At 74.0% G+C, this 20,052-nt stretch carries 17 protein-coding genes; 9 read left to right on the top strand and 8 right to left on the bottom strand.

The genetic code is table 11. The features are described 5' to 3' along the window. Nucleotides 1–35: 35 nt before the first annotated feature. The 7 genes from ACFPP6_RS19650 to ACFPP6_RS19620 all read left to right on the top strand — a co-directional run bounded on the left by ACFPP6_RS19650 (nt 36) and on the right by ACFPP6_RS19620 (nt 7,592). Nucleotides 36–1,364, top strand: coding sequence for an MFS transporter (locus tag ACFPP6_RS19650; RefSeq protein WP_382043865.1), 1,329 nt, complete (start codon nt 36–38; stop codon nt 1,362–1,364). Next, nucleotides 1,345–2,274 (top strand): NAD(P)/FAD-dependent oxidoreductase, encoded by a 930-nt coding sequence (locus ACFPP6_RS19645; protein ID WP_382043862.1) that lies wholly within the window; start codon nt 1,345–1,347, stop codon nt 2,272–2,274. The genes ACFPP6_RS19650 and ACFPP6_RS19645 overlap by 20 nt, the downstream gene beginning before the upstream one ends. A 44-nt stretch (nt 2,275–2,318) precedes the next feature. Next, complete coding sequence (locus tag ACFPP6_RS19640; RefSeq protein WP_382043859.1) at nt 2,319–3,245, top strand: SGNH/GDSL hydrolase family protein; 927 nt, start codon at nt 2,319–2,321, stop codon at nt 3,243–3,245. Nucleotides 3,246–3,407: 162 nt separating this feature from the next. After that, entirely contained in the window at nt 3,408–5,240 is a 1,833-nt protein-coding gene (locus ACFPP6_RS19635) for a carbamoyltransferase family protein (protein WP_382043856.1), read from the top strand. Nucleotides 5,241–5,265: 25 nt separating this feature from the next. Next, on the top strand, nt 5,266–5,421 hold the full coding sequence (locus ACFPP6_RS19630; protein WP_382043854.1) for a hypothetical protein: 156 nt from the start codon (nt 5,266–5,268) through the stop codon (nt 5,419–5,421). A gap of 67 nt (nt 5,422–5,488) precedes the next feature. Beyond that, entirely contained in the window at nt 5,489–6,577 is a 1,089-nt protein-coding gene (locus ACFPP6_RS19625) for a PP2C family protein-serine/threonine phosphatase (protein WP_382043852.1), read from the top strand. Between the two features lie 67 nt (nt 6,578–6,644). Continuing rightward, nucleotides 6,645–7,592, top strand: a complete 948-nt coding sequence (locus ACFPP6_RS19620) for an MBL fold metallo-hydrolase (RefSeq protein WP_382043849.1) — start codon at nt 6,645–6,647, stop codon at nt 7,590–7,592. 78 nt (nt 7,593–7,670) lie between these two features. On the opposite strand, the gene ACFPP6_RS19615 is transcribed toward ACFPP6_RS19620, so the two are convergent. The 5 genes from ACFPP6_RS19615 to ACFPP6_RS19595 all read right to left on the bottom strand — a co-directional run bounded on the left by ACFPP6_RS19615 (nt 7,671) and on the right by ACFPP6_RS19595 (nt 13,892). Beyond that, nucleotides 7,671–8,765, bottom strand: a complete 1,095-nt coding sequence (locus ACFPP6_RS19615) for a hypothetical protein (protein ID WP_382043846.1) — start codon at nt 8,763–8,765, stop codon at nt 7,671–7,673. Between the two features lie 233 nt (nt 8,766–8,998). Further along, on the bottom strand, nt 8,999–10,336 hold the full coding sequence (locus ACFPP6_RS19610; RefSeq protein WP_382043843.1) for a SufS family cysteine desulfurase: 1,338 nt from the start codon (nt 10,334–10,336) through the stop codon (nt 8,999–9,001). Continuing rightward, nucleotides 10,323–11,705 (bottom strand): family 2B encapsulin nanocompartment shell protein, encoded by a 1,383-nt coding sequence (locus ACFPP6_RS19605; protein ID WP_382043840.1) that lies wholly within the window; start codon nt 11,703–11,705, stop codon nt 10,323–10,325. Before ACFPP6_RS19605 ends, ACFPP6_RS19610 begins: the two co-directional genes overlap by 14 nt. Before the next feature lie 248 nt (nt 11,706–11,953). After that, nucleotides 11,954–12,673: a DUF998 domain-containing protein gene (locus ACFPP6_RS19600; protein WP_382043837.1), complete on the bottom strand. Its 720-nt coding sequence runs from the start codon at nt 12,671–12,673 to the stop codon at nt 11,954–11,956. A 37-nt stretch (nt 12,674–12,710) separates the two neighbouring features. Then, nucleotides 12,711–13,892 carry a DUF6777 domain-containing protein gene (locus ACFPP6_RS19595; RefSeq protein WP_382043835.1) on the bottom strand — a complete coding sequence of 394 codons (1,182 nt, stop codon included), beginning with the start codon at nt 13,890–13,892 and terminating at the stop codon, nt 12,711–12,713. A 236-nt stretch (nt 13,893–14,128) separates the two neighbouring features. Between ACFPP6_RS19595 and ACFPP6_RS19590 the strand changes: the two genes are divergently transcribed. Further along, nucleotides 14,129–15,406 (top strand): streptophobe family protein, encoded by a 1,278-nt coding sequence (locus ACFPP6_RS19590; protein ID WP_382043833.1) that lies wholly within the window; start codon nt 14,129–14,131, stop codon nt 15,404–15,406. 61 nt (nt 15,407–15,467) lie between these two features. On the opposite strand, the gene ACFPP6_RS19585 is transcribed toward ACFPP6_RS19590, so the two are convergent. The 3 genes from ACFPP6_RS19585 to ACFPP6_RS19575 are packed head-to-tail and all read right to left on the bottom strand — an operon-like array spanning nt 15,468 to nt 19,431. Continuing rightward, on the bottom strand, nt 15,468–16,457 hold the full coding sequence (locus ACFPP6_RS19585; RefSeq protein WP_382043830.1) for a serine/threonine-protein kinase: 990 nt from the start codon (nt 16,455–16,457) through the stop codon (nt 15,468–15,470). After that, nucleotides 16,457–16,987, bottom strand: coding sequence for a hypothetical protein (locus ACFPP6_RS19580; protein ID WP_382043827.1), 531 nt, complete (start codon nt 16,985–16,987; stop codon nt 16,457–16,459). The genes ACFPP6_RS19585 and ACFPP6_RS19580 overlap by 1 nt, the downstream gene beginning before the upstream one ends. Nucleotides 16,988–17,004: 17 nt before the next feature. Continuing rightward, nucleotides 17,005–19,431, bottom strand: coding sequence for an FHA domain-containing protein (locus tag ACFPP6_RS19575; RefSeq protein ID WP_382043824.1), 2,427 nt, complete (start codon nt 19,429–19,431; stop codon nt 17,005–17,007). A gap of 83 nt (nt 19,432–19,514) precedes the next feature. On the opposite strand from ACFPP6_RS19575, the gene ACFPP6_RS19570 reads away from it, so the two are divergent. Then, complete coding sequence (locus tag ACFPP6_RS19570; protein WP_382043821.1) at nt 19,515–19,943, top strand: gamma-glutamylcyclotransferase family protein; 429 nt, start codon at nt 19,515–19,517, stop codon at nt 19,941–19,943. The last annotated feature ends 109 nt before the right edge of the window (nt 19,944–20,052 follow it).

Raw genomic sequence — 20,052 nt, 5'->3', positions numbered from 1 at the left:
GCCGCGGGGCACGGCCGGACGCGGAGTGAGATCCCTTGACCGAGACCGGTGCACCGGCCCGCAAGCCCGTGCTGGGCAGCCGCTTCCGCTGGCTGTGGTCGTCGTCCGTGGCGTCCAACGCCGGGGACGGAGTCACCCGCACCCTGCTCCCCCTGCTGGTGGTCGCGAGCCACCCGCAGCCGATGGTGGTGGCCGGGCTCACGGCCGTCAACATGCTGCCGTGGCTGCTGTTCGCGCTGCCCGCGGGTGTCCTGGCGGACCGTCACGACCGGCGGCGCATCCTGCTGGTCAGCAACGTCACGCGCGCGGCCGCGCTGCTGGCGGCCGTCGCGGCGTTCGCGGCGGGCACGTCGCTGGCCGTGCTGTACGTGCTGTCGTTCGTCCTCGGGATCGCCGAGACCCTGGCGGAGACCGCGGCGCCCGCGATGCTGCCCGACATCGTGGAACCGGAGCACCTGGAGCACGCCAACGGCAGGCTGTTCGCCCCGCAGATCATCCTCAACGAGATGGCGGGCCCGCCGCTGGCCGGTCTCCTGGTCGGGGTCGGCGCGACCCTGGCGCTGGCGACGGGCGGGGCGCTCTACGGGCTCGCCGCCGTCCTGCTGCTGGGCCTGGCCGGCGTCAAGGCGGCCCCGCGCACGGCGCCCCCGCCCGGCACGTCCGCGGCCCGGTCCCTGTGGCAGGACCTGCGCACGGGGGTCGCCTTCGTGCTCACGCGGGCGGCGCTCACCCGCACGCTGGCCGCCAGCGCCCTCTACGGCCTGGTGTACTCCGCGACGTTCTCGATGCTGGTGCTGCTCGCCCACCGCACCCTGCACCTGCACGCCACCGGCTACGGGCTGCTGCTGACCGTCGGCTCCGTCGGCTCGATCGCCGGGACGTGGCTCGCGCCCCGGCTGGCGCGGCGGCTGCCCACGCTCGTCCTGGCGCAGTGGTCGCTGATCCTGTCGGGCGCGGCCTACGTGGGCCTGGGGCTGGCGGGCAACACGGTCCTCGCGGGTGCCGCGATCTTCTGCAACGGTCTCTTCATGATGAGCTGGAACATCCCGGTCCTGTCCCTGCGCCAGCGGTTCGCGCCGCCGGAGCTGCAGGGCCGCGTGATGAGCGTGTCGCGGCTGTGCTCGTGGGGAACGATGCCGATCGGAGCGGCCCTCGGCGGCCTGCTCGCCCGCACCACGTCCGTGACCACCGTCTTCGTCTCGTCCGGGGCCGTCCTGATCCTGGGATCCGTCGCCCTGCTCGCGCCGCTGCGCCAGGACATGCTCACCGGAGAACAGCCGGAGTCCTCCCGCGTACCGCACCAGCACCAGCAGCAGCAGCACACCGACACCGAAAGAGGAGAGCATGACCGCGGAAGCGTATGACACCGTGATCGTCGGCGGCGGCCCGGCGGGCCTCAACGCGGCGCTGTACCTGGGCAGGTCGCGCAGGCGCGTCGCACTCGTCGACTCCGGCGACGCCCGGAACATGGCGGCGGGCGTCATGCACAACATGCTCACCAACGACGGGGTGACCATCGCGGACTTCCGCGCCCGCGCCCGCGCCGAGATCTCCCGCTACGGCGTGGAGTTCCTCGACGACGAGGTGATCACCGTGGCGCCCGAGGGCGACCGCCTGGTGACGACCGCCAAGGAGGCCGGGGCGCTCACGAGCCGCACGGTGCTCTACGCGGCCGGCGTGCGCTCGAAGCTCCCCGACGTGCCGGGCCTCGCCGCGCTGTGGGGCAAGGGCGTCTTCGAGTGCCCGTACTGCCACGCCTACGAAGTGCGCGACGGCTCCTTCGGCGTGTACGGCGGTGCGGTGCCCGGCGAGTGCCTCGCCGCGACCCTGACGGCCTGGACGTCCTCGCTGACCTATCTGTCGGACCGGCGGGAGCTGCCCGAGGAGGAGCGCGGATTCCTGGCCGCCTCGGGGGTGGAGACCGTGCCCGACGAGGTCACCGGCGTCTCGGCCCACCCCGACGGGGTGGCCGTCGAACTGGCCGGCGGGCGCTCGCTGTCCTTCACGGCCCTGTTCCTGCACATGGACACCGAGCCGCGCGTGGAGCCGCTGCGCCCCTGGCTGCAGGCCGCCGACCTCACCTCGGTGCAGACCGACGAGCGCGGCCGGACCTCGCTCCCCCGCCTGTACGTGGCCGGCGACCTCGGCAAGAACATGCAGCAGGCGGCCATGGCCGCGGCCAGCGGCGGTCTCGCCGCCATGGCCATCAACGCCGACCTGGTCCGCGAGGACCGGCCCGGCGCGCTCTACGACCTGCCGCCCGCCGCCCACTGACACCGCGGCCCCGCCGCCCGGACACCCGAGGAGAGCCCTGCCCCATGAAGTCCCCGCGCGCCGAACTCGTCCCCCACATGGAGCACTACACCTTCGTCCTGGAGGACCAGCCCTACATCGGCTTCTTCCAGTACGGCAACGAGCGGACCCCGGTGTACTCCACCGACTCCTGCGGATTCCGGGTCACCCACACGGCGGACGGCCCGGCGACCGTGGCCGACGGCCGCCCGCCGGGCCCCGTCCGGCTGCTGGCCGGCAGCTCCGCGGTCTTCGGCGTGGGGGCGAGCGGGGACCACGCGACCGTCTCCTCGCGGCTGGGCAGCCACTACGCGCCCGGCCTGCCCTGGCTCAACTTCGCGGGCCAGAGCCTGAATTCGGCGCAGGAGCTGATGCTGCTGACCCTCTTCCAGCACCTGCTGCTGCCCGAAGTGGCGGAGATCGTCCTCTTCTCCGGCGTCAACAACCTCGTGCTCAGCCGGCTGCCCGCGGCGCAGCACGGCCGGCATGGCGCCTTCTTCGAGTGCGGGCCCGCTCCGGACGCGGCCGCGGTGCCGGGTCCGGCCGAGCGGATCGCGCACGCCACCGCTCTGACGATCCGCCACCTCGGCGGGTGGAAGCTGCTGGCCGGGGCGCTCGGGGCGCGGCTGACGTTCGTCCTGCAGCCGCTCGCGCCCTGGGTGCGGGAGGAGCCCGCGGCCCAGGAGAAGGCGCTGTTCGACGAGCTGGACGACGTCTCCAACTGGCGCCGGCTGCACAACGACATCGCCTCGATGGACGTCGGCCGCGCCTACGCGGCGGCCCTGCGCGAGGGCTGCGCGGGGCTGGGGGTGCCGTTCCTCGACATGAACGAGGCCCTCGGGGCGGCGACGGGGCCCGCGGACTGGCTGTTCGTGGACCGGGTGCACTGCGTCGACGCGGGGTACGACGCGGTCGCCCGCGTCCTCGCCGACCGCCTCGGCACGTCGTCCTGAGGGGAGGGACAGCATGGCACTGCTCCGCAGGATCCTGGCGCGGCTGCTGCGCCGCAAGCGGGCGCTGAAGCCGCAGCCGGCGGACGACGCGTCCATCTATCCCATGTTCTGATCCGGGGTTCGGATTCGGGTTCGGGGTTCTGATGCGGGAAGGGACGCCGCGTGAGGCAGCTGGTTCTCGGCCTGTCGGCCTTCTATCACGACAGCGCGGCCGCGCTGGTCGCCGACGGCGTCCCGGTAGCGGCCGCGCAGGAGGAGCGGTTCAGCCGCAGGCGGCACGACCCGTCCTTCCCGCACGAGGCGGTCGGCTACTGCCTGCGGGAGGCGGGGGCGGAGCTCGGTGACGTCTCCGCGGTCGCCTACTACGAGGATCCGGCGCTGAAGTTCCGGCGGGTGCTCGCGACGTACGCGGGGGCCGCGCCGCACGGCCTCCCCTCGTTCCTGGACGGGATGCCGGCGTGGCTCGGCTGGAAGCGGCACGCCACGCGGGCGGTGCGCGACCACCTCGCCGGGCCGCGGGGCCGGGCGGTTCCGGAGGTCGTGGCGCGGCGCCACCACGAGTCCCACGCCGCGTCCGCGTTCTTCGCCAGCCCCTACCCCTCGGCCGCCGTGCTGTGCGTCGACGGGGTCGGCGAGTGGGCGACGACCACCGTGTGGCAGGGCGCGGGCACCCGGCTGCGGCACCTCGCCGAGCTGCGGTTCCCGCACTCGCTGGGGCTGCTGTACTCGGCGTTCACCTACTTCTGCGGGTTCAAGGTCGACTCGGGCGAGTACAAGCTGATGGGCCTCGCGCCGTACGGGACGCCGCGCTTCGCGCCGCTGATCCGGGAGCGGCTGATCGACGTCAAGCCGGACGGATCGTTCCGGCTGGACCTGCGCTGGTTCGAGTTCCTGCGGGGGCGGGTGATGACCGGCCCCGGCTTCGAGCAGCTCTTCGGCGGCCCGCGGCGCCGGGCGGAAGGGCCGCTGACCGAGCGGGAGTTCGACCTGGCGGCGTCGGTGCAGCAGGTGACGGAGGAGGTGGTGGTCCGGCTGGCCCGCACCGCGCGGCGGCTGACCGGTGAGCCGCGGCTGTGCCTGGCCGGCGGAGTCGCGCTCAACTGCGTGGCCAACGGCAGGCTGCTGGAGGACGCGGGCCTGACGGAGCTGTGGGTGCAGCCCGCGGCCGGGGACGCCGGGGGCTCGCTGGGGGCGGCGCTCGCGGAGGCCCACGAGCGGGGGGCGCCGCGGGCGCACCTCGGCTCCGGGCACGACGCGATGGCGGGCGCGCTGCTGGGCCCGGCGTATTCGGACGAGGAGATCGGCGCGTACCTGGACGCCCACGGCATCCCGTACGAGCGCCCGGGCTTCGACGGCGTGGCGCAGCAGGTGGCCGGTGCGCTGGCGGGCGGCGCGATCGTGGGCTGGTTCCAGGGCCGGATGGAGTTCGGGCCGCGGGCACTGGGCTCGCGCTCCATCCTGGCCGACCCTCGTGACCCGGGCATGCAGTCGGCGCTCAACCTGCGGACGAAGTTCCGCGAGTCGTTCCGGCCGTTCGCGCCGGCCGTGCTCGCCGAGGACGCGAAGGACTGGTTCGACCTGCGCCAGGAGAGCCCGTACATGCTGATCGTGGGCCGGGTGGCGGCCGCGCAGCGGCTGGCCGCCGAGGTGCCGGAGGGGGTGCGCGGCCTGGATCTGCTGCACGTGCCGAGGTCGACCGTCCCGGCGGTGACGCACGTGGACGGCTCGGCGCGGGTGCAGACCGTGGACGGGCGCCACCCGCGGCTGCGCAGGCTGCTGCTGGCGTTCAAGGAGCGCACCGGCTGTCCGGTGCTGGTGAACACGTCGTTCAACGTGCGCGGCGAGCCGATCGTCCGCACGCCGCGGGAGGCTTACGCGTGTTTCATGCGGACCAACATCGACCTGCTGGCGCTGGGCGGCTTCCTGCTGCGCAAGGAGGAGCAGCCGCCGTGGCAGGAGGAGCGGGACTGGCGTGACGGGATCCCGATGGACTGACTGCCGGGGAAGGAGGTGTGACGCCGTGCGGACGGTGCTGCTGACCGCGGTGTACTACCTGGTGGTCACCCCGTGGGGCTGGTGCCGGCGGAGGGTGCGCGACCCCTTGGCGCGGCGCCGGCGACCGCGGGCGCAGACGTACTGGCACTTCACCCCGGGGAGCGGCCCCGGGGAGCGCTGACGGCGGGGCGGGCGGGGCCGGGACGGGTTGCGGCCGGGGCGGGTGTGCCTAATGGTGGAAATCAATCATGACGCACGTCACCGGCCCGGACGGTCAGCCCCGGGCGCCGCGCCTGCCGCACCGCGCGCGCCTCCTCGTCGTGGCGGCGTACGTGCTGCTGGGCACGGCCGTCGTGATGGACCTCGCGTCGGACCCGCGGTGGACGGTCTCCCCCGTCCTGGCCACCGCGCCGGTCCTCGCCAGCATCGGCTCCCGGAAGGCCATGGTGCCGATGCTGGTCGGCCTGGGGGCGCTCGCCCTGGTCGCCCCGCTGGCGCTCGCCGACGACGAGGTGCCGATGCTCGTCCACCTGACGTCGGGCTTCACGGTGCTGGCCATCACGTGCGTCAGCACCGCGAACGTGCTGCTGGTGGCCACGCGGGAGCGGGAGCTGCTGCAGTCGCGGTCGGTGGCGGAGGCCGCGCAGCAGACGCTGCTGCGGCCGCCGCCCGAGCGGCTGGACGGGCTGCGGATGGCGGTGCGCTATCTGGCGGCCGCCGCGGAGGCCCGCGTCGGCGGCGACCTGTACGAGACGCTGGCGACGCCGTTCGGGACGCGGCTGCTGCTGGGGGACGTGCGCGGCAAGGGGCTCTCCGCGATCGACACGGCTGCGGCCGTGCTGGGGACGTTCCGGGAGGCCGCGCAGGTCGAGCCCTCCCTCGCGGCCGTGGCGGGGCGCCTGGACGCCGCGATGTGCCGTCGGCAGCCCGGCGAGGAGTTCGTGACCGCGGTCCTGGTGCAGGTCGCCGAGCCGGGCCGGGCGGAGCTGGTGAACTGCGGCCATCTGCCGCCGCTGCTGTGCCGGGCGGGCCGGGTCCGGGAGGTGCCGGTCCCGGTCCCCCAGCCGCCGCTGGCGCTGCTGGGCATGGCGGACGACACCTACCGCGGGCAGGCCTTCGTGTTCGAGCGGGGTGACCTGCTGCTGCTGTACACCGACGGGGTGACGGAGGCGCGGGACGCGGCGGGCCGCTTCTATCCGCTGGCGGAGCGCCTGGCCGGCATGCCGGAGTCGGCCCCGGCGGCGCTGCTGGACCGGGTCGTCGCGGATCTGCTGGCCTACGCGGGCGGCGAGCTGTCGGACGACGCGGCGCTCCTCGCGGTGCGGCGCGAACAGTAAAGCTGCTCAGCACAACGGTGATATCTGCCTCTTGGCGGTTCCGCCTGTGGTGCATAGCGTCGTTGGCATGCAGACGATCACCTTGGGTGGAGTGGACATCACCCGCATCGTGGAATGGCACTCGCCGGTCGCGCCCGTTCCCGCCATCTTTCCCTCCAGCACTCCGCGGATGTGGAAGGAGAACGAGTCGTGGCTGGCGCCGGACTTCTGGCGTCCGGCCACCGACCAGCTGGTGTGCAACGTGCAGACGTGGGTGCTGCGCAGCGAGGGCCGTACGGTGCTCGTGGACACGGGGCTGGGCGACGACAAGGACCGGCCGCACATGCCGGACTGGTCGCACCTGAAGACCGGCTACCTGGAGCGGCTGGCTGCCGCCGGGGTCCGTCCCGAGGACGTGGACGTCGTCGTCAACACCCATCTGCACTCGGACCACATCGGCTGGAACACCCGGTTGCAGGACGGCGTGTGGGTGCCGACGTTCCCCAACGCGACGTACCTCGTCGCCAGGGCGGACTTCGACTACTGGAACCCGGACGGCCCGCACACGCCCCGGGGCGTCCTCGGGGACCTGAGCCTCGCCGAGGGCGTCGCCGAGGTGTTCGAGGACAGTGTGCTCCCGGTGCAGCGGGCCGGGCAGATGGTGCTCTGGGAGGGTGACGGCCACCGCATCGACGCGGGGCTGAGCCTGGAGGCCGCTCCCGGGCACACGCCGGGTTCGGCCGTGGTGCGGCTGGAATCGGGCACGGAGCGCGCCCTGTTCATCGGCGACCTGGTGCACAGCCCGCTGCAGATAGGCGAGCCCGACTGCGACACGTGCCTGAGCGAGGACCAGGCGCAGGCCACCCGCTCGCGGCGGCGGTTCCTGGAGGAGGCCGCCGACACGCGGGCCCTGGTCTTCCCTGCGCACTTTCCGGGTCACGGGGCAGCCGAAGTGCGCCGGGAGGGCGGGAAGTTCGCGCTCGCCCGGTGGGCGGCGTTCGACCGGACGGAGGACGGGGACCCGGGCCCGGCCTGACGCCACGCCGGGCCGCGGAACGCCGACGGGCCGGCCCTTCCGGAAGGGCCGGCCCGCGGTGTCACTGCGCAGGTGCTGCTACTTGCCCGGGGCCTTGCCCGCCCGGACCGTGAAGGGCAGGTCCCGGTGGAAGAAGGACGAGTCGCCGTTGCCCACCGTCAGGCCCGCGTCGACCTTGGTCACGTCGCGCGGGGCGGACCCGGCGACGGCGACCCGCAGCCGGTAGGTGGCGGTGGCGCCCGGCACCAGCGGGCCCTTGGTGACCGGCAGCAGCGCGGCGCTCATGCCGGGGTCGCAGCCGCCGGCGACGAGCTGCACGCGCTCCCAGCCGTGGCCGGGCCGGTACTGCTGCAGGACGAGGTCCTTGGGGGCCAGGGCGTGGCCGGTGCCGGCGCCGTAGGCGAAGTAGGAGGCGTACAGGGAGGGGTAGGGGCGGTCGGTGGTGTTCTTCACCGTGAGGGTGAAGGGGGCGCTCGCCGCGCCGCCGCGGGTCAGCGCGGTGCCGCTCTTCCAGCCGCCGGCCGAGACGTCCGGCCGGGTGGCCTTGGCGGTGCGGGCCGGGGCGCGGTGGGTGCGGCCCTTGCCGTCCTCGACGGAGGTGGTGACGCTGACGGTGCCCGGGCGGTCGAGATCCTGGAGGCGCAGGGCCACGCTGTGCGGGCGGGACGCGCTCGCGTCCGCGGTGAGGGGGAAGGTGAAGACGCCGTGCGTGCCCGAGCCGGACGGACGGGTCTTCAGGTCCGTCCAGGTGTGGGTCCTGGGCACGTAGCGCTGGATCACGAGGGAGTCGGTGCTGAAGCCGCGGCTGCGGACGTCGAGCCGGACGGTGCCCTTGGAGACGGGTGTGCGCAGCGTGACGCCGGCACGCGACCACATGCCGATGGGCAGCTGGGAGGGCAGGCTGAAGGAGACCTTCTCCGCAGCGGTGCCGACCGCGGCCGCCGGCGGCTCCGCCGTGGCGGCGCCCGCCGCGGCGGCCCCGGCGGCGGAGGGCCGGCGCGTCTCCTGGTCGCCGCCGCAGTCCGGTGCCGTCCGCGAGCTGCCTGCGGCCGGTATGGCCGCGGCCGTCCCGGGCGTCCCCGCGACGAGGATCAGCCCGGCCGCGAGCGCGGCCACCGATCCCATGGCGCCCCGCACCGCCGACAACCGCCGCTGCGCGACTCTTCGTGACATGTACCGCCCCCTGCTTCCGGGTCGTACGCACACTCGTGCGTCTCTGACGTACGAGATTGTCTTCCGTACCTGATGGTTCCCTGTGCCACCGGAAATACCGCGGAATCTCGTAGTTGTGCCGCGCATCGGTCCGGCGCGACACCCCGGATGCCGCAAGCCCGGGGACGGCAGCGCGCCCCGGCGCGGTGTGCACCGGGGCGACTGCACGGCGGTTCGGGCCATGTGAGTGCGGGTCAGGTGGCGCCCTGCGCCTGGATCCGCATGAGCGCGGCGGCCAGCTGGTCCACCTCTTCGGCGGTGTTGTACAGGGCCAGCGAGGCCCGGGTCGCGGCCTCCAGCCCGTAGTGGCGCAGCGAGGGCTGGGCGCAGTGGTGGCCGGCGCGGACGGCGATGCCGTCCTGGTCCAGGCTGCGGGCCACCTCCATCGGGTCCCGGCCCGCGAGCGTGAAGGTCAGCACCGCGATCTTCTCGGGCGCGCTGCCCAGGACGGTGAGGCCCGGTACCGCGGCCAGGGCCTGCTGGGCGTGGCCGAGCAGCGCGGTCTCGTACGCGGCGACCGCGTCGCGGCCGAAGGAGGTCAGCCAGTCGATGGCGGCCTTGAGGCCGACGACGCCGGAGATGTGCCCGGTGCCGGCTTCGAAGCAGTGCGGCGCGGGGGCGTAGGTGACGCGGCCGAACTCCACCTGGTCGATCATGTTGCCGCCGCCCTGCCAGGGCGGCATGGCGGACAGGATCTCCGGCTTGGCGTACATCGCCCCGATGCCCGTGGGGGCGTACAGCTTGTGTCCGGAGAAGACGTAGAAGTCGCTGTCCAGGTCCTGGACGTCCACGGGGAAGTGGGCGACGGCCTGGGCGCCGTCCACGAGCACCTTGGCGCTGTAGCGGTGGGCCAGTGCCGTCATCTCCTTCACCGGCGGCACCGTGCCCAGCACGTTGGAGGCGTGGCTGATCGCGACGAGCTGGGTGCGGAAGGAGAGCAGGTCCGCGTAGGCGTCCTGGTCGATGCTGCCGTCGGGCAGCAGGGGGATCGGCACGACCCGGGCCCGCCGCTCCTTGGCGATCATCAGCCAGGGGACGATGTTGGAGTGGTGCTCCAGGGTGGAGACGAGGATCTCGTCGCCGGGGCCGAGGTTGGCGCGCCCCCAGCTCTGCGCGACGAGGTTGACGGCCTCGGTGGTGCCCCGGGTGAAGACGATGGTGTCGGGTGACGGGGCGCCCAGGAAGCCGGCGACCGCGGCCCGTCCGCCCTCGTACATCTCGGTGGCCTCGCGGGCCAGGGTGTGCGCACCGCGGTGGATGTTGGAGTTGGCGGTGGCGTAGTAGGCGGCCAGGGTCTCGATGACCTGGCGGGGCTTCTGGGTGGTCGCGCCGTTGTCGAGCCAGACGACGGGGCGCCCGTTGACGGGCCGCTGCAGGACGGGGACGTCCTGCCGGGCGGCCTCGGGGGTGAACCCGCCGCTGCGGGTGGCCGCGCTGCCCGCGGTGGGCCGCTGGGGCGCGGCCGGCGCCCACGGGAGGTTCGGGGCCATGCCCGGGGCGTGCGCGCCCCACGACATGTCAGGAGTAGTCATGGTACTTCGACACCTCGACGTTCCGGAGCACGGCGAGGGCGTCCTCGACCAGCACCGCGGCGTTGAAGTAGGCCGTCATCAGGTACTGGGTGATGCCCTTCCGGTCCATGCCCATGTTGCGCATCGACAGGCCCGGCTCGACCTCGTCGGGCACCTTCGCGGGGCGCAGGCCCACCACGCCCTGCTCGGCCTCGCCGACGCGCATCAGCAGGATCTCGGTGGTGCCGGCGCCGTTCGGGCCGGTGATGCGCACCTTGTCGGAGGGCAGCAGCGGGACGCCGCGCCAGGTGAGCAGGGGGCTGCCGAAGCGGTTCTCGATGACCGGGGGCACGCCGCGGCGCGTGCACTCGCGGCCGAAGGCGGCGATGGCGCGCGGGTGGGCGAGGAAGTAGGAGGGCTGCTTCCAGACCCTGCTGAGCAGCTCGTCCATGTCGTCGGGGGTCGGGGCGCCGGTGCGGGTCTGCACCCGCTGGCCCGGGGCGACGTTGTTGAACAGGCCGAACTCGGGGTGGTTGAGCATCGACCGCTCCTGGCGCTCGCGCAGCGCCTGGACGGTCAGGTCGGCCTGGGCCCGGGTCTGGTCGATGGGCTCGTTGTAGAGGTCGGCGACGCGGGAGTGGACGCGCAGCACGGTCTGGGCGAGCGTCATGTGGTACTCGCGGGGCACGTCCTCGTAGTCGACGAAGGTGCCCGGCAGGTCGGGCTCGCCGACGTGCCCGGCGGTGAGGTCCACCGGCACCTCGGAGCCGGGGGCGGTCCGCTCGCCGGCGTTGAAGGCGGCGAGGGCGGCGCTCAGCGCCTCGTCGCGCCCGGCGAGCCGGGCCAGCTGGTCGCGGTCGGCGCAGAGCGCGGTACCGGGGGTCAGGGCCTGGACGCGGTAGGGCGCGGGGCGGCCGTGGGACCAGGAGTCGAGGTCGAAGTACTGGCCGTCGCCGACGACTTCGAGGAGGGCGTCCTCGCCGTAGCGGCCGGTGGCCCGCTTCTCCGCCCGGCCCTGGACGAGGACCCACAGTCTGCCCGTGGTGCCGCCCTCCTCGATCAGGGTCTGCCCGGCCTCGAAGGTGACCTCGGTGAAGGAGGAGGCCAGTTCGCGCAGGAGGTCCTCGTCCGCTTCGCGCAGGTAGGGGATCTCCCGCAGGTCCTCCGGGACGATGTGGTGGGCGTCGTCGTTCCGGTACGTGGTGATCCGGTCGTCGCCGAGTACGAAGGTCCGCCGGCGGTTGACGCGGTAGGTGCCGGACTCGACGTCCACCCACGGCAGGGCGCGGAGCAGGTAGCGGGGCGTGATGCCGCGCATCTGCGGGGCGGTCTTGGTGGTGGTCGCGAGCTGCCGTGCCGCGTCCGGGCTGAGACTCAGCCGGTCGTTCATGATGACCTCCTCGTGTGGGCAACGAGGATGATCGTCTTGTTGGAAACATTGCGTTCACAAGACTGCAGCAATACGTCATGGCTTTAAAACACTGCCCGTTGACGAAGCGACAGATTCGTGCAGAAGTGAACTCGCCCTGTCCGGTGGGTTCCTGATCAGGTTCGATTTCCGGACGGACTCCGGAGCGTCCGAGCGGTCCGGACCTCCGGAGCCCTTCGCTCTCCTGCACAATCGACCAGATTCGATCGTCACGTACTCCTGTGACGACCGGTTCTCGCCACCCCTCCGAACGAGGCGGCCAGCAGGGCGAGCCACACCCCGACGAGCACCAGGTGCGCGCGCTGCGGGACGCCGTGCCAGCCCGGCCGGCCGAGGAGCGGTCCGACCGTGAGCAGCGCGGTCGTCAGGGCCGCGGCCAGGACCCACGGCCCCCAGCGGCGGACCAGCGGCCACCGGGTGCCGCCCGCCGCGGCCGCCGCCATCAGCGCCATCGAGGCGAACAGCGCCGCGTGGGCCAGCGCGCTGGTGGCCGTGTGCAAGGGGTTGACCACCTCGCAGGCGCTGTTGACCGAGGGGGCGCAGCGCATCGGCACGATGACGTCCGCCACGGAGGACGCCGCGAAGGCGACCAGCGACCAGCGGCTCGCGAGGACGCAGCGGCTGCTGCCGGGCCGGCGCGGAAGGGGAACGGCCCCCGCGGCCACGAGCAGGGCGGTGACGATCTCGATCGCGCCGAAGAGCCCGTGGAAGCGCTGGTCGGCGGCGTAGAGCTCGCTGACGTAGGAGTGCCGGGCGTCCAGGCCCGTGGGCAGGAGGAACTCCAGCAGCCAGGCGTTGTAGGCCACCGCCGCCGCGGCCAGCAGCCACGCCGGGCGCGGCTCGCGCGCGGCCGCCCGCGCCCCGGCGGCGGCCGGGGCCGGGCGGGTCCCGGCCTCCTGCGGCCGGGGCGCGAGCGGCGCGTCGGGCATCGGAGGCGGTCTCAGATCCGCCGCCGGGCGGTCCGGCTCACGGCGCTCCCCCGGATCCGGCGTTCCGGTTCTGCGGGCCGTACGCGGGCCCGGGCTCGGTCGGCGGCGGGGGCGGGGCCGTGGGGGGCGACGGCGGCGGGGACGAGTACGGCGTCGACGGCTCGATGCTGCTCGGCTCCTCCGACGACGGCGTGGCCGGGCCGGACGTCACGCCGCCCTTGGGCGGCGGGATGGGGCGGTCCTTGCTGCCGTCGGTGCCCACCGGCCGTTCGAACCACTGGCCGGTGCGCGGGTCGTAGATGATGATCACGACGATGACGGTGCGGGCCGGGGCGACGGCGACTGTCCGGTTCGGCTTGTACGTGCTCCAGCTCTGGCCCCGGGTCTTCTGGCTGCCCTTGATCGCGACGGGCGGGCCGAGCGGGTTGCCGCAGGCGCAGCGCACCCGGGGCACGCCCCGGTTGTCGGTCAGGACGGCGGTTCCGGCCTGCAGGACGGCCTGGTAGGGGGTGGCCGAGCCGTTCTTGTAGCCGTGGTTGGTGACGCGGGTGTCGGAGCGCAGCTGTACGGGGGTCAGGCCGCGCAAGTAGCTGGGAATCTCACCCTGCTGGATGCCCGCCGCGCTCGCGAAGGCCCGGCCCTTTGTCTGATTCTCCGTCAGGTATTTGATCTGGCGCTCCACGTCGCAGCTCGACTCGTTCTCGCTGCCGCCGTAGAGACCGGGGCTGGAGCCCTCGATGGTGCGGGTGCCGCCCGGGGCCGGGGAGACGGGGGCCGCGGTCGCCTCCTTCGTGCCCTTCTCCTTGGCCGTCGACGGGGTGAAGGGGTCCCTGCCCTCGGCCGAGGCGGCCTGCAGGAAGACCTCGCCGCCGCCCTCCGGCCGGAGGAAGTAGACCGCGAGCGCCGCCACGACCACCGCGAGGCCCCCGACGAGGGCCACCCTGGGACCGGACCGCCACCAGGGGCGCGGCGGTTCCCCGCCGGGCGGCGGCGCGGCGTGGTCGCCGGCCGGCGGTGCGGGAGGACCCGGCGGCCCGGGCGGCTCCGGGCCCGAGGGCACGCTCCGGTCGCCGCCGGACGAGGGCCAGTCCGCCCGGGTCGGCTCCGGCGGCTCGGCCGGGGTGGGCGGACCGGCCCGGCCGGATCCGCTTCCCCCACCGGAGAGGGGGCCGGACGGCGGGCCGGTGGGGCGGTCTTCTGACGGTGGTTCGGACGACACGGGCCCTGCTCCTCCGTTTGGTCCTCTGATGGGTCCTGCGCTGGGATGTCACCGCCCCCCGTGATCATTGTGTGCCGCAGACCGGCACGGGCCGCAAGCGGGGTTCGCCCGGGGAGGGGTGGCCCGGCAGGCGGATCCCCGACAGGTGGAGCGGGCCGCACGGGCGTACGTTGAGCGTGCGGGCTCCCCCTCCCGAGCCCGGGTACCCGACCGTCGACGAGGCATGCGGAGGCAGTGTGAGCCAGCCGCCCGGGGGCGCGCCCTCCTTCGTCCGCGTCTGGTGGGACGCCTTCGCGGCCGTGGCCGCCGCGGTGGTGGCCATGTTCGCCGTCGCCGCGCTCGGGCTGTGGGCCGCCGGCGCCGACGGCCTGCCGGGCGCGTTCCCGGCCGTGACCGCGGCCACGGTCGTCTCGGCCGTGGGCGGCACGGTGGAACTGTCCGGCGGCGCGGGCGTCCTGGGCCGTACGGGGGCCTCGCTCGACGTCGTGCCGCTCTCGGTGACCCTGGCCGGCGCGGTCGCCCTCGCCACCGTCTTCCTGCGCCCGCTGCGCCACCACGCGGTGGCGGGCGGGCGCGACCTGCTCGCCCGCGTCGCCCGTACGGCCGTACTGTGGCTGATCGCCCTGCTGCTCATCGCCCTCGGCGCGCGGCACACCTTCCGCATCGACCTGGGCGACTCCCTCCTCGGCGACATCGGGGAGGCCCTGGAAGTCTCCCCCAGCGTCGGGTTCCGCGCGGACGTCGGGCCCACCCTCGGCTACGGGCTGCTGTGGCTGCTCGTGCTGCTCGCCGTGGCGGTCGCGGCCTCCCGCAAGACGCCGCTGCCGTCGCGGCTGCTGCGCTTCCAGGACCCGGTGCGGCCCGCCGCGTTCGCCGTGGTGGCACTGCTGCTCGGCTACGTGCTGCTCTTCCTGCTCGTCGGGCTCGTCGCCGCCGTCACGCGCGGCAACCCGGCGGGGACCATGGCGGTGCTCCTGCTCGGCCTGCCCAACCTGGCCTGGATCTCCCTGGGCCTCGGCCTCGGAGGCTCCTGGGAGGGGCGCGTGCCGGGCCAGTCCCTCGGGCTGCCCCTGCCCAAGGCGCTCACGGCGGTGCTGCGCGGGGGCGGTGACGAGCCGTCCAGGGTGACCATCGCCTCGCTCGCCGAACACGACGGGCGGGCGTGGCTGCTGGTGGCCCTCGCCGTGGTCGCCCTGCTCGCGGCCGGTTTCCTGCTGGCCGTGCGGTCGCCCGCGACGATGCAGCACTGGGAGCACGCGCTGCAGCTGGGGGCGGCGCTGGCCGTCACGCTGTTCGCCATCGGCGCCCTCACCCGCATCTCCGCCCGCGTCGGGCTGTCGCTGCTGGGCATCGGCGACCTGTCGTCCTTCGGCGGCGAGGTCGCCCTGACCCCGCACCTGCTGACGCTGACCGGCGTCGGTCTGCTGTGGGGACTGGTGGCGGGCTACCTGGGCAGCCTGCTGTCCCGGAGAGCCGGGCGACGGGGGCTCGCGGAGGAGGCCGGGAAACCGTAGGCAGCCTCAGGCCGGGAGAGTTCGGGCGGGCCGGAGCCCTCTCCCGGCCTGAGACTCCCGCTCAGCGCCACCGTTCGGGGAACACCGCCGCCGCCCACGCCGGCGGCTCGGGGACCTCCGGCGGCTCGTCCGGCGGCGGTTCGATCCCCTCGCCGTTCCGCGTCCTGCCACCGTCCCCCGGGCCGCTGCCGGATGTGGCGGCCCGCAGGGCCGCCACGAACCCGCAGCAGCTCTCGAAGCGCTCGTCCGGCGTCTTCGCCAAGGCCTTGCCCAAGACGTCATCGGCCGCGTCCGGCAGCCCGGGCTGCCGTTCCGACAGCTTCGGCGGCGCGTCGTACTGGTGCGCCCACAGCAGCGCCATGTCGTCCTCGCGCCGGAACGGCGGCGCTCCCGTCAGCATCTCGAAGACCACGCACCCCAGGCTGTACACGTCGCACCGCCCGTCGACCGGCTTGCCCGCGATCTGCTCGGGGGCGACGTAGTCCAGCGTGCCGACGAACTGGCCCACCCGGGTGTACCCGGTCAGCGACAGGGACTTCTTCGTCAGCCCGAAGTCGGTGAGGTACACGTGCTCGGGGTGGTCGGCGTCGGTGCCCTCGGCGACGAGGATGTTCCCCGGCTTGACGTCCCGGTGCACGAGGTCGTTGGCGTGGGCGGCGTCGAGGGCGGAGGCGACCTGGCCGGCGATGCGGCACACGGCGTCCGGCGGCAGCGGCCCCTCGCGGTCGAGCAGGACGCGCAGGTCCTGCCCGGCCACGTACCGCATGGCGATGTAGAGCAGCCCGTCGGCCTCCCCGGCCTCGAACACCGGGACGATGTGCGGGTGGTCGATGGCCGCGGCGACCTGCGACTCGTGCCCGAAGCGCTTGCGGAAGGTGTCGTTGCGGGCCAGTTCGGGGGCGAGCAGCTTGAGCGCGACGATCCGGCCGAGCCGCAGGTCGCGGGCGCGGTAGACGACAGCCATGCCGCCGCGCCCGATTTCGCTCTCCACCTCGTAGCCGGCGATGCGGCGGCCGATCAGCTCGGACGGGCGTTCACCGGCCCCGGCCATCAGCTCTCACCGCCGGGCCCGGCCGGGGAGGCCAGGGCGGCCATGGCCGTGCCGTCGCAGTAGCACCACACGTCCCGTCCGGCGTCGTAGAGCCAGACGGCGTCGCCGTCCAGCACGGCCCCGATCCGCAGCCCCCGGGTCGTGCCGGCGAAGGTCTCCCCGTCGGTGCGCCCGGCGGCGAGGTCCTCCATCGCCGTGCGGTACTGCCCGAGGGCCTCCTGGACGCGGGCGAGGAGGGCGCGCGCGTCCTGCGTCCGCTCGGGCAGGCCTCCGGCCGCGGGCGGCCCCTGCGGCAGCGACACCAGGAGCCGGGCGTCGGTCCACGCGGCCCAGCCGTTGGAGCACAGCACCTGCCCCCATTCGCCGCGGCGCTCCACGAGCCGTACGGGCAGCAGCGGGTCCAGCGGCTGGGTGGGGACGGTCCCGTCGGGGGCGGTCCAGGTGGCGAGCCCGCCGGGGGGCACGACGTGGGTGGGCAGGAATCCGGGGATGCCGGACGCGCTGCCGGGCGAGAGGGGGACGGTGCTCATGAATGACTCCGACTCCGTCACTTCCGCATGACCGCGGGTTCGTGGCGGCGCAGGAGGCGGGCCACCAGGAAGGCGAACACGAGGGACAGGACCACCATCATGCCCATGTCGAGCAGCCAGGTGCCGACGGCGTGCCGGAAGAGCGGGTCGCCTCCCCCGGCCGACGGCGGGAGCTGCCCGGTGGCGGGCGGGATGTGGGTGAAGTCGATCGTGGAGCTCATGGCCGCGAGCGCCCAGCGCGAGGGGACCAGCCAGGAGAGCTGCTCCAGCACCAACTTGTTGTTGAGTTCGATCATTCCGCCGCAGAAGACGACCTGGACCAGGGTGATGAGCACCAGCAGCGGCATGGTGACCTCTTCGCGGCGGACGACCGCCGACACCAGGAGGCCCAGCAGCATGGAGGTGAACGACAGCACCGCCAGGGCCAGCGTCATCTCGATCAGGGGCGGCATGAGCACGCCCTTGCCACCGGGCGCGCGGGTGTCCACCCCGCCCAGGCCGACGATGGACAGGACGATCGCCTGCGCCACCGTGATCACGCCCAGAACGATGATCTTCGACATCACGTAGGCGGACCTGGACAGGCCCACGGCTCGTTCGCGACGGTAGATGACCCGTTCCTTGACGAGTTCGCGCACGGCGTTGGCGGCGCCCGTCAGCACGCCGCCGACGCACAGGATCAGCAGGACGGTGTTCGCCTTGTCGGCGGAGGCGAAGCGGGTGCCCGAGGACAGCCGGGCCATCGCGCCGGTGACGAACGGCAGCACGATCATGATGATCAGGAAGGTGCGGTCGGTGCTGAGCGCCATCACGTAGCGGCGCATCAGGGTCCACAGCTGGGCGCCCCAGCTCTGGGGCTTGGCGGGCGGCTCGGGCGGCGCCTCCGGGGCCGCCGCCGCGGCGAGGCGCGGCTGCTCGGCGGCGGCCTCGACGAACTGCCGGTGCTGGGACGAGGCGCGGAACTCCCCGGGCCAGTCCCGGTCCTTGTCGTTCTCGAAGGCTTCGAACGCCTCGGGCCACTCCTTGAACCCGAAGAACTCCGGCGTGTCGCCGGGCGGTCCGTAGAAGGCGGTCCGCCCGCCGGGGGCGAGGACCAGCAGCCGGTCGCAGACGTCCAGGCTGAGCACGCTGTGGGTGACGACGATGACCGTGCGGCCGTCGTCGGCGAGGCTGCGCAGCGTGTTCATCACCGAGCGGTCCATGCCCGGGTCGAGGCCGGAGGTCGGCTCGTCGAGGAAGAGCAGCGACGGCTTCGTCAGGAGCTCCAGGGCGACGCTGACGCGCTTGCGCTGGCCGCCGGAGAGGCTGTGGATGGGCTGGTCGGCGCGCTGTTCGAGGCCCAGTTCGCGGATGACCTCCTCGACGCGGGCCAGGCGTTCGGACTTGGCGGTGTCGCCGGGGAAGCGCAGTTCGGCGGCGTAGGACAGGGCGCGGCGCACGGTGAGCTGGACGTGCAGGATGTCGTCCTGGGGGACGAGCCCGATGCGGGCCCTGAGCTCGGCGTAGTCGCGGTACAGGTCGCGGCCGTCGTAGAGCACCGCGCCCTGGTCGGCGGGGCGCAGGCCGGTGAGGGCGTTGAGGAGGGTGGACTTGCCCGAGCCGCTGGGGCCGACGACGGCGAGCAGGGACTTCTCCTCGACGGGGAAGGAGACGTCGTCGAGGAGCCGCTTGCGGCCCCCGTCGGCCTCGACGTGGACGCACAGGTCCTGGACGTCGAGGGAGATCTCGCCGCTGTCGACGTACTCCTGGAGCTGGTCGCCGACGAGGCAGAAGGCGGAGTGGCCGATGCCGATGATGTCGCCGGGGAGGACCGGGGCGCGGCGCACGGGGTGGCCGTTCAGGAAGGTTCCGTTGTGGCTGCCGAGGTCGACGATCTCGTAGGCGCCTCCCGGCCCGGCGCGCAGTTCGGCGTGGCGGCGGGAGACCACCAGGTCGTCGACGGACACGTCGTTGTCGGGGCCGCGACCGATGCGCACGGTGCGGGGCGTCAGCGGGCGTACGGAGGTGGGCTGCCGGAACGTGCCGGTGGCGGCGGGCATGGCGACGGACGAGGGGCGCTCCGCCGGGGGTGCGGGACGCTCCGCCGGGGGCGGCGGGGGCGGCGGGGGCGGCGGGGCCGGGGGCGGTGCGTTCCTGAGGACGACGGCGGGCCCGTCGGTGGGGTTGCCGAAGCGCAGGACGGTGCCGGGCCCCACGTCGAGGACCTGCACCCGGCATCCTTCCGCCCAGGTGCCGTTGGTGCTGCCGGTGTCCTCGACGGTCCAGTGGCCGGCGCCCGGGCGCAGCACGGCGTGGTGCCAGGAGACCCGGTCGTCCTGCAGGACGACGTCGCTCCGGGGGTCGCGCCCCACGAGGTAGGAGCGGACCGGGGCCATCGTCTTCGAGCCGCCTTCGGACTCGATGACGAGTTCGGGGGCGGAGGGCGCGGCAGGCCGGTCTCCCATACCGGTAATTTTACGGCGGGCCGCCCGCCCCCGCCTTTCGGTGCCGGGCGCGCGCCCGTGGCGAGGGGTGGAGGGAGCGGGAGATGGCGGTGGAGCCGGAGCGGCTGCCCGTGTTCGTCTACGGGACGCTGCGTCCCGGGCAGGTCAACCACGGGTACCACCTGCGGGGCCGCACGGTGGCCGAGGAGCCGGCGCGGCTGCGGGGCGCGGTGCTGTACGAGGGGCCCGGCTATCCGTACGCCGTGGCAGAGCCGGGCGGGGAGGTCCGCGGGGAGCTGGTCTCCGTCGCGCCCGGGGAGTACGCGGCGGTGCTCGCCTCCCTGGACGAGCTGGAGGGCTGCGGTCCGGACGGGCGCGGGGAGATGTACGTACGGGTCGGGCTGCAGGTGCTGCCCGAGCGCGGGGGTGCGGTGCGCGCCTGGGTGTACCTCGCGGCGGACCGGACGGCGCGGCGGCTGCGGGCGGTGGGGACGCGGGTGGCGGGCGGCAGCTGGCCGCCCGGGCCGGCGTAGGCGCGAAACCTCCGCCATCTCACATAGCGAGACGGTGAAGGGTGCCCGCAACCCCTTCCCCCAACCTCGCCTCTTCACCCGTGGATTGACGTCGCGTCACGGTCCGGGC

The sequence above is a fragment of the Streptomyces aureoversilis genome (assembly GCF_042657885.1).
Taxonomy (GTDB): Bacteria; Actinomycetota; Actinomycetes; order Streptomycetales; family Streptomycetaceae; genus Streptomyces; species Streptomyces aureoversilis.
This window is presented reverse-complemented; position numbering and strand designations above follow the sequence as displayed.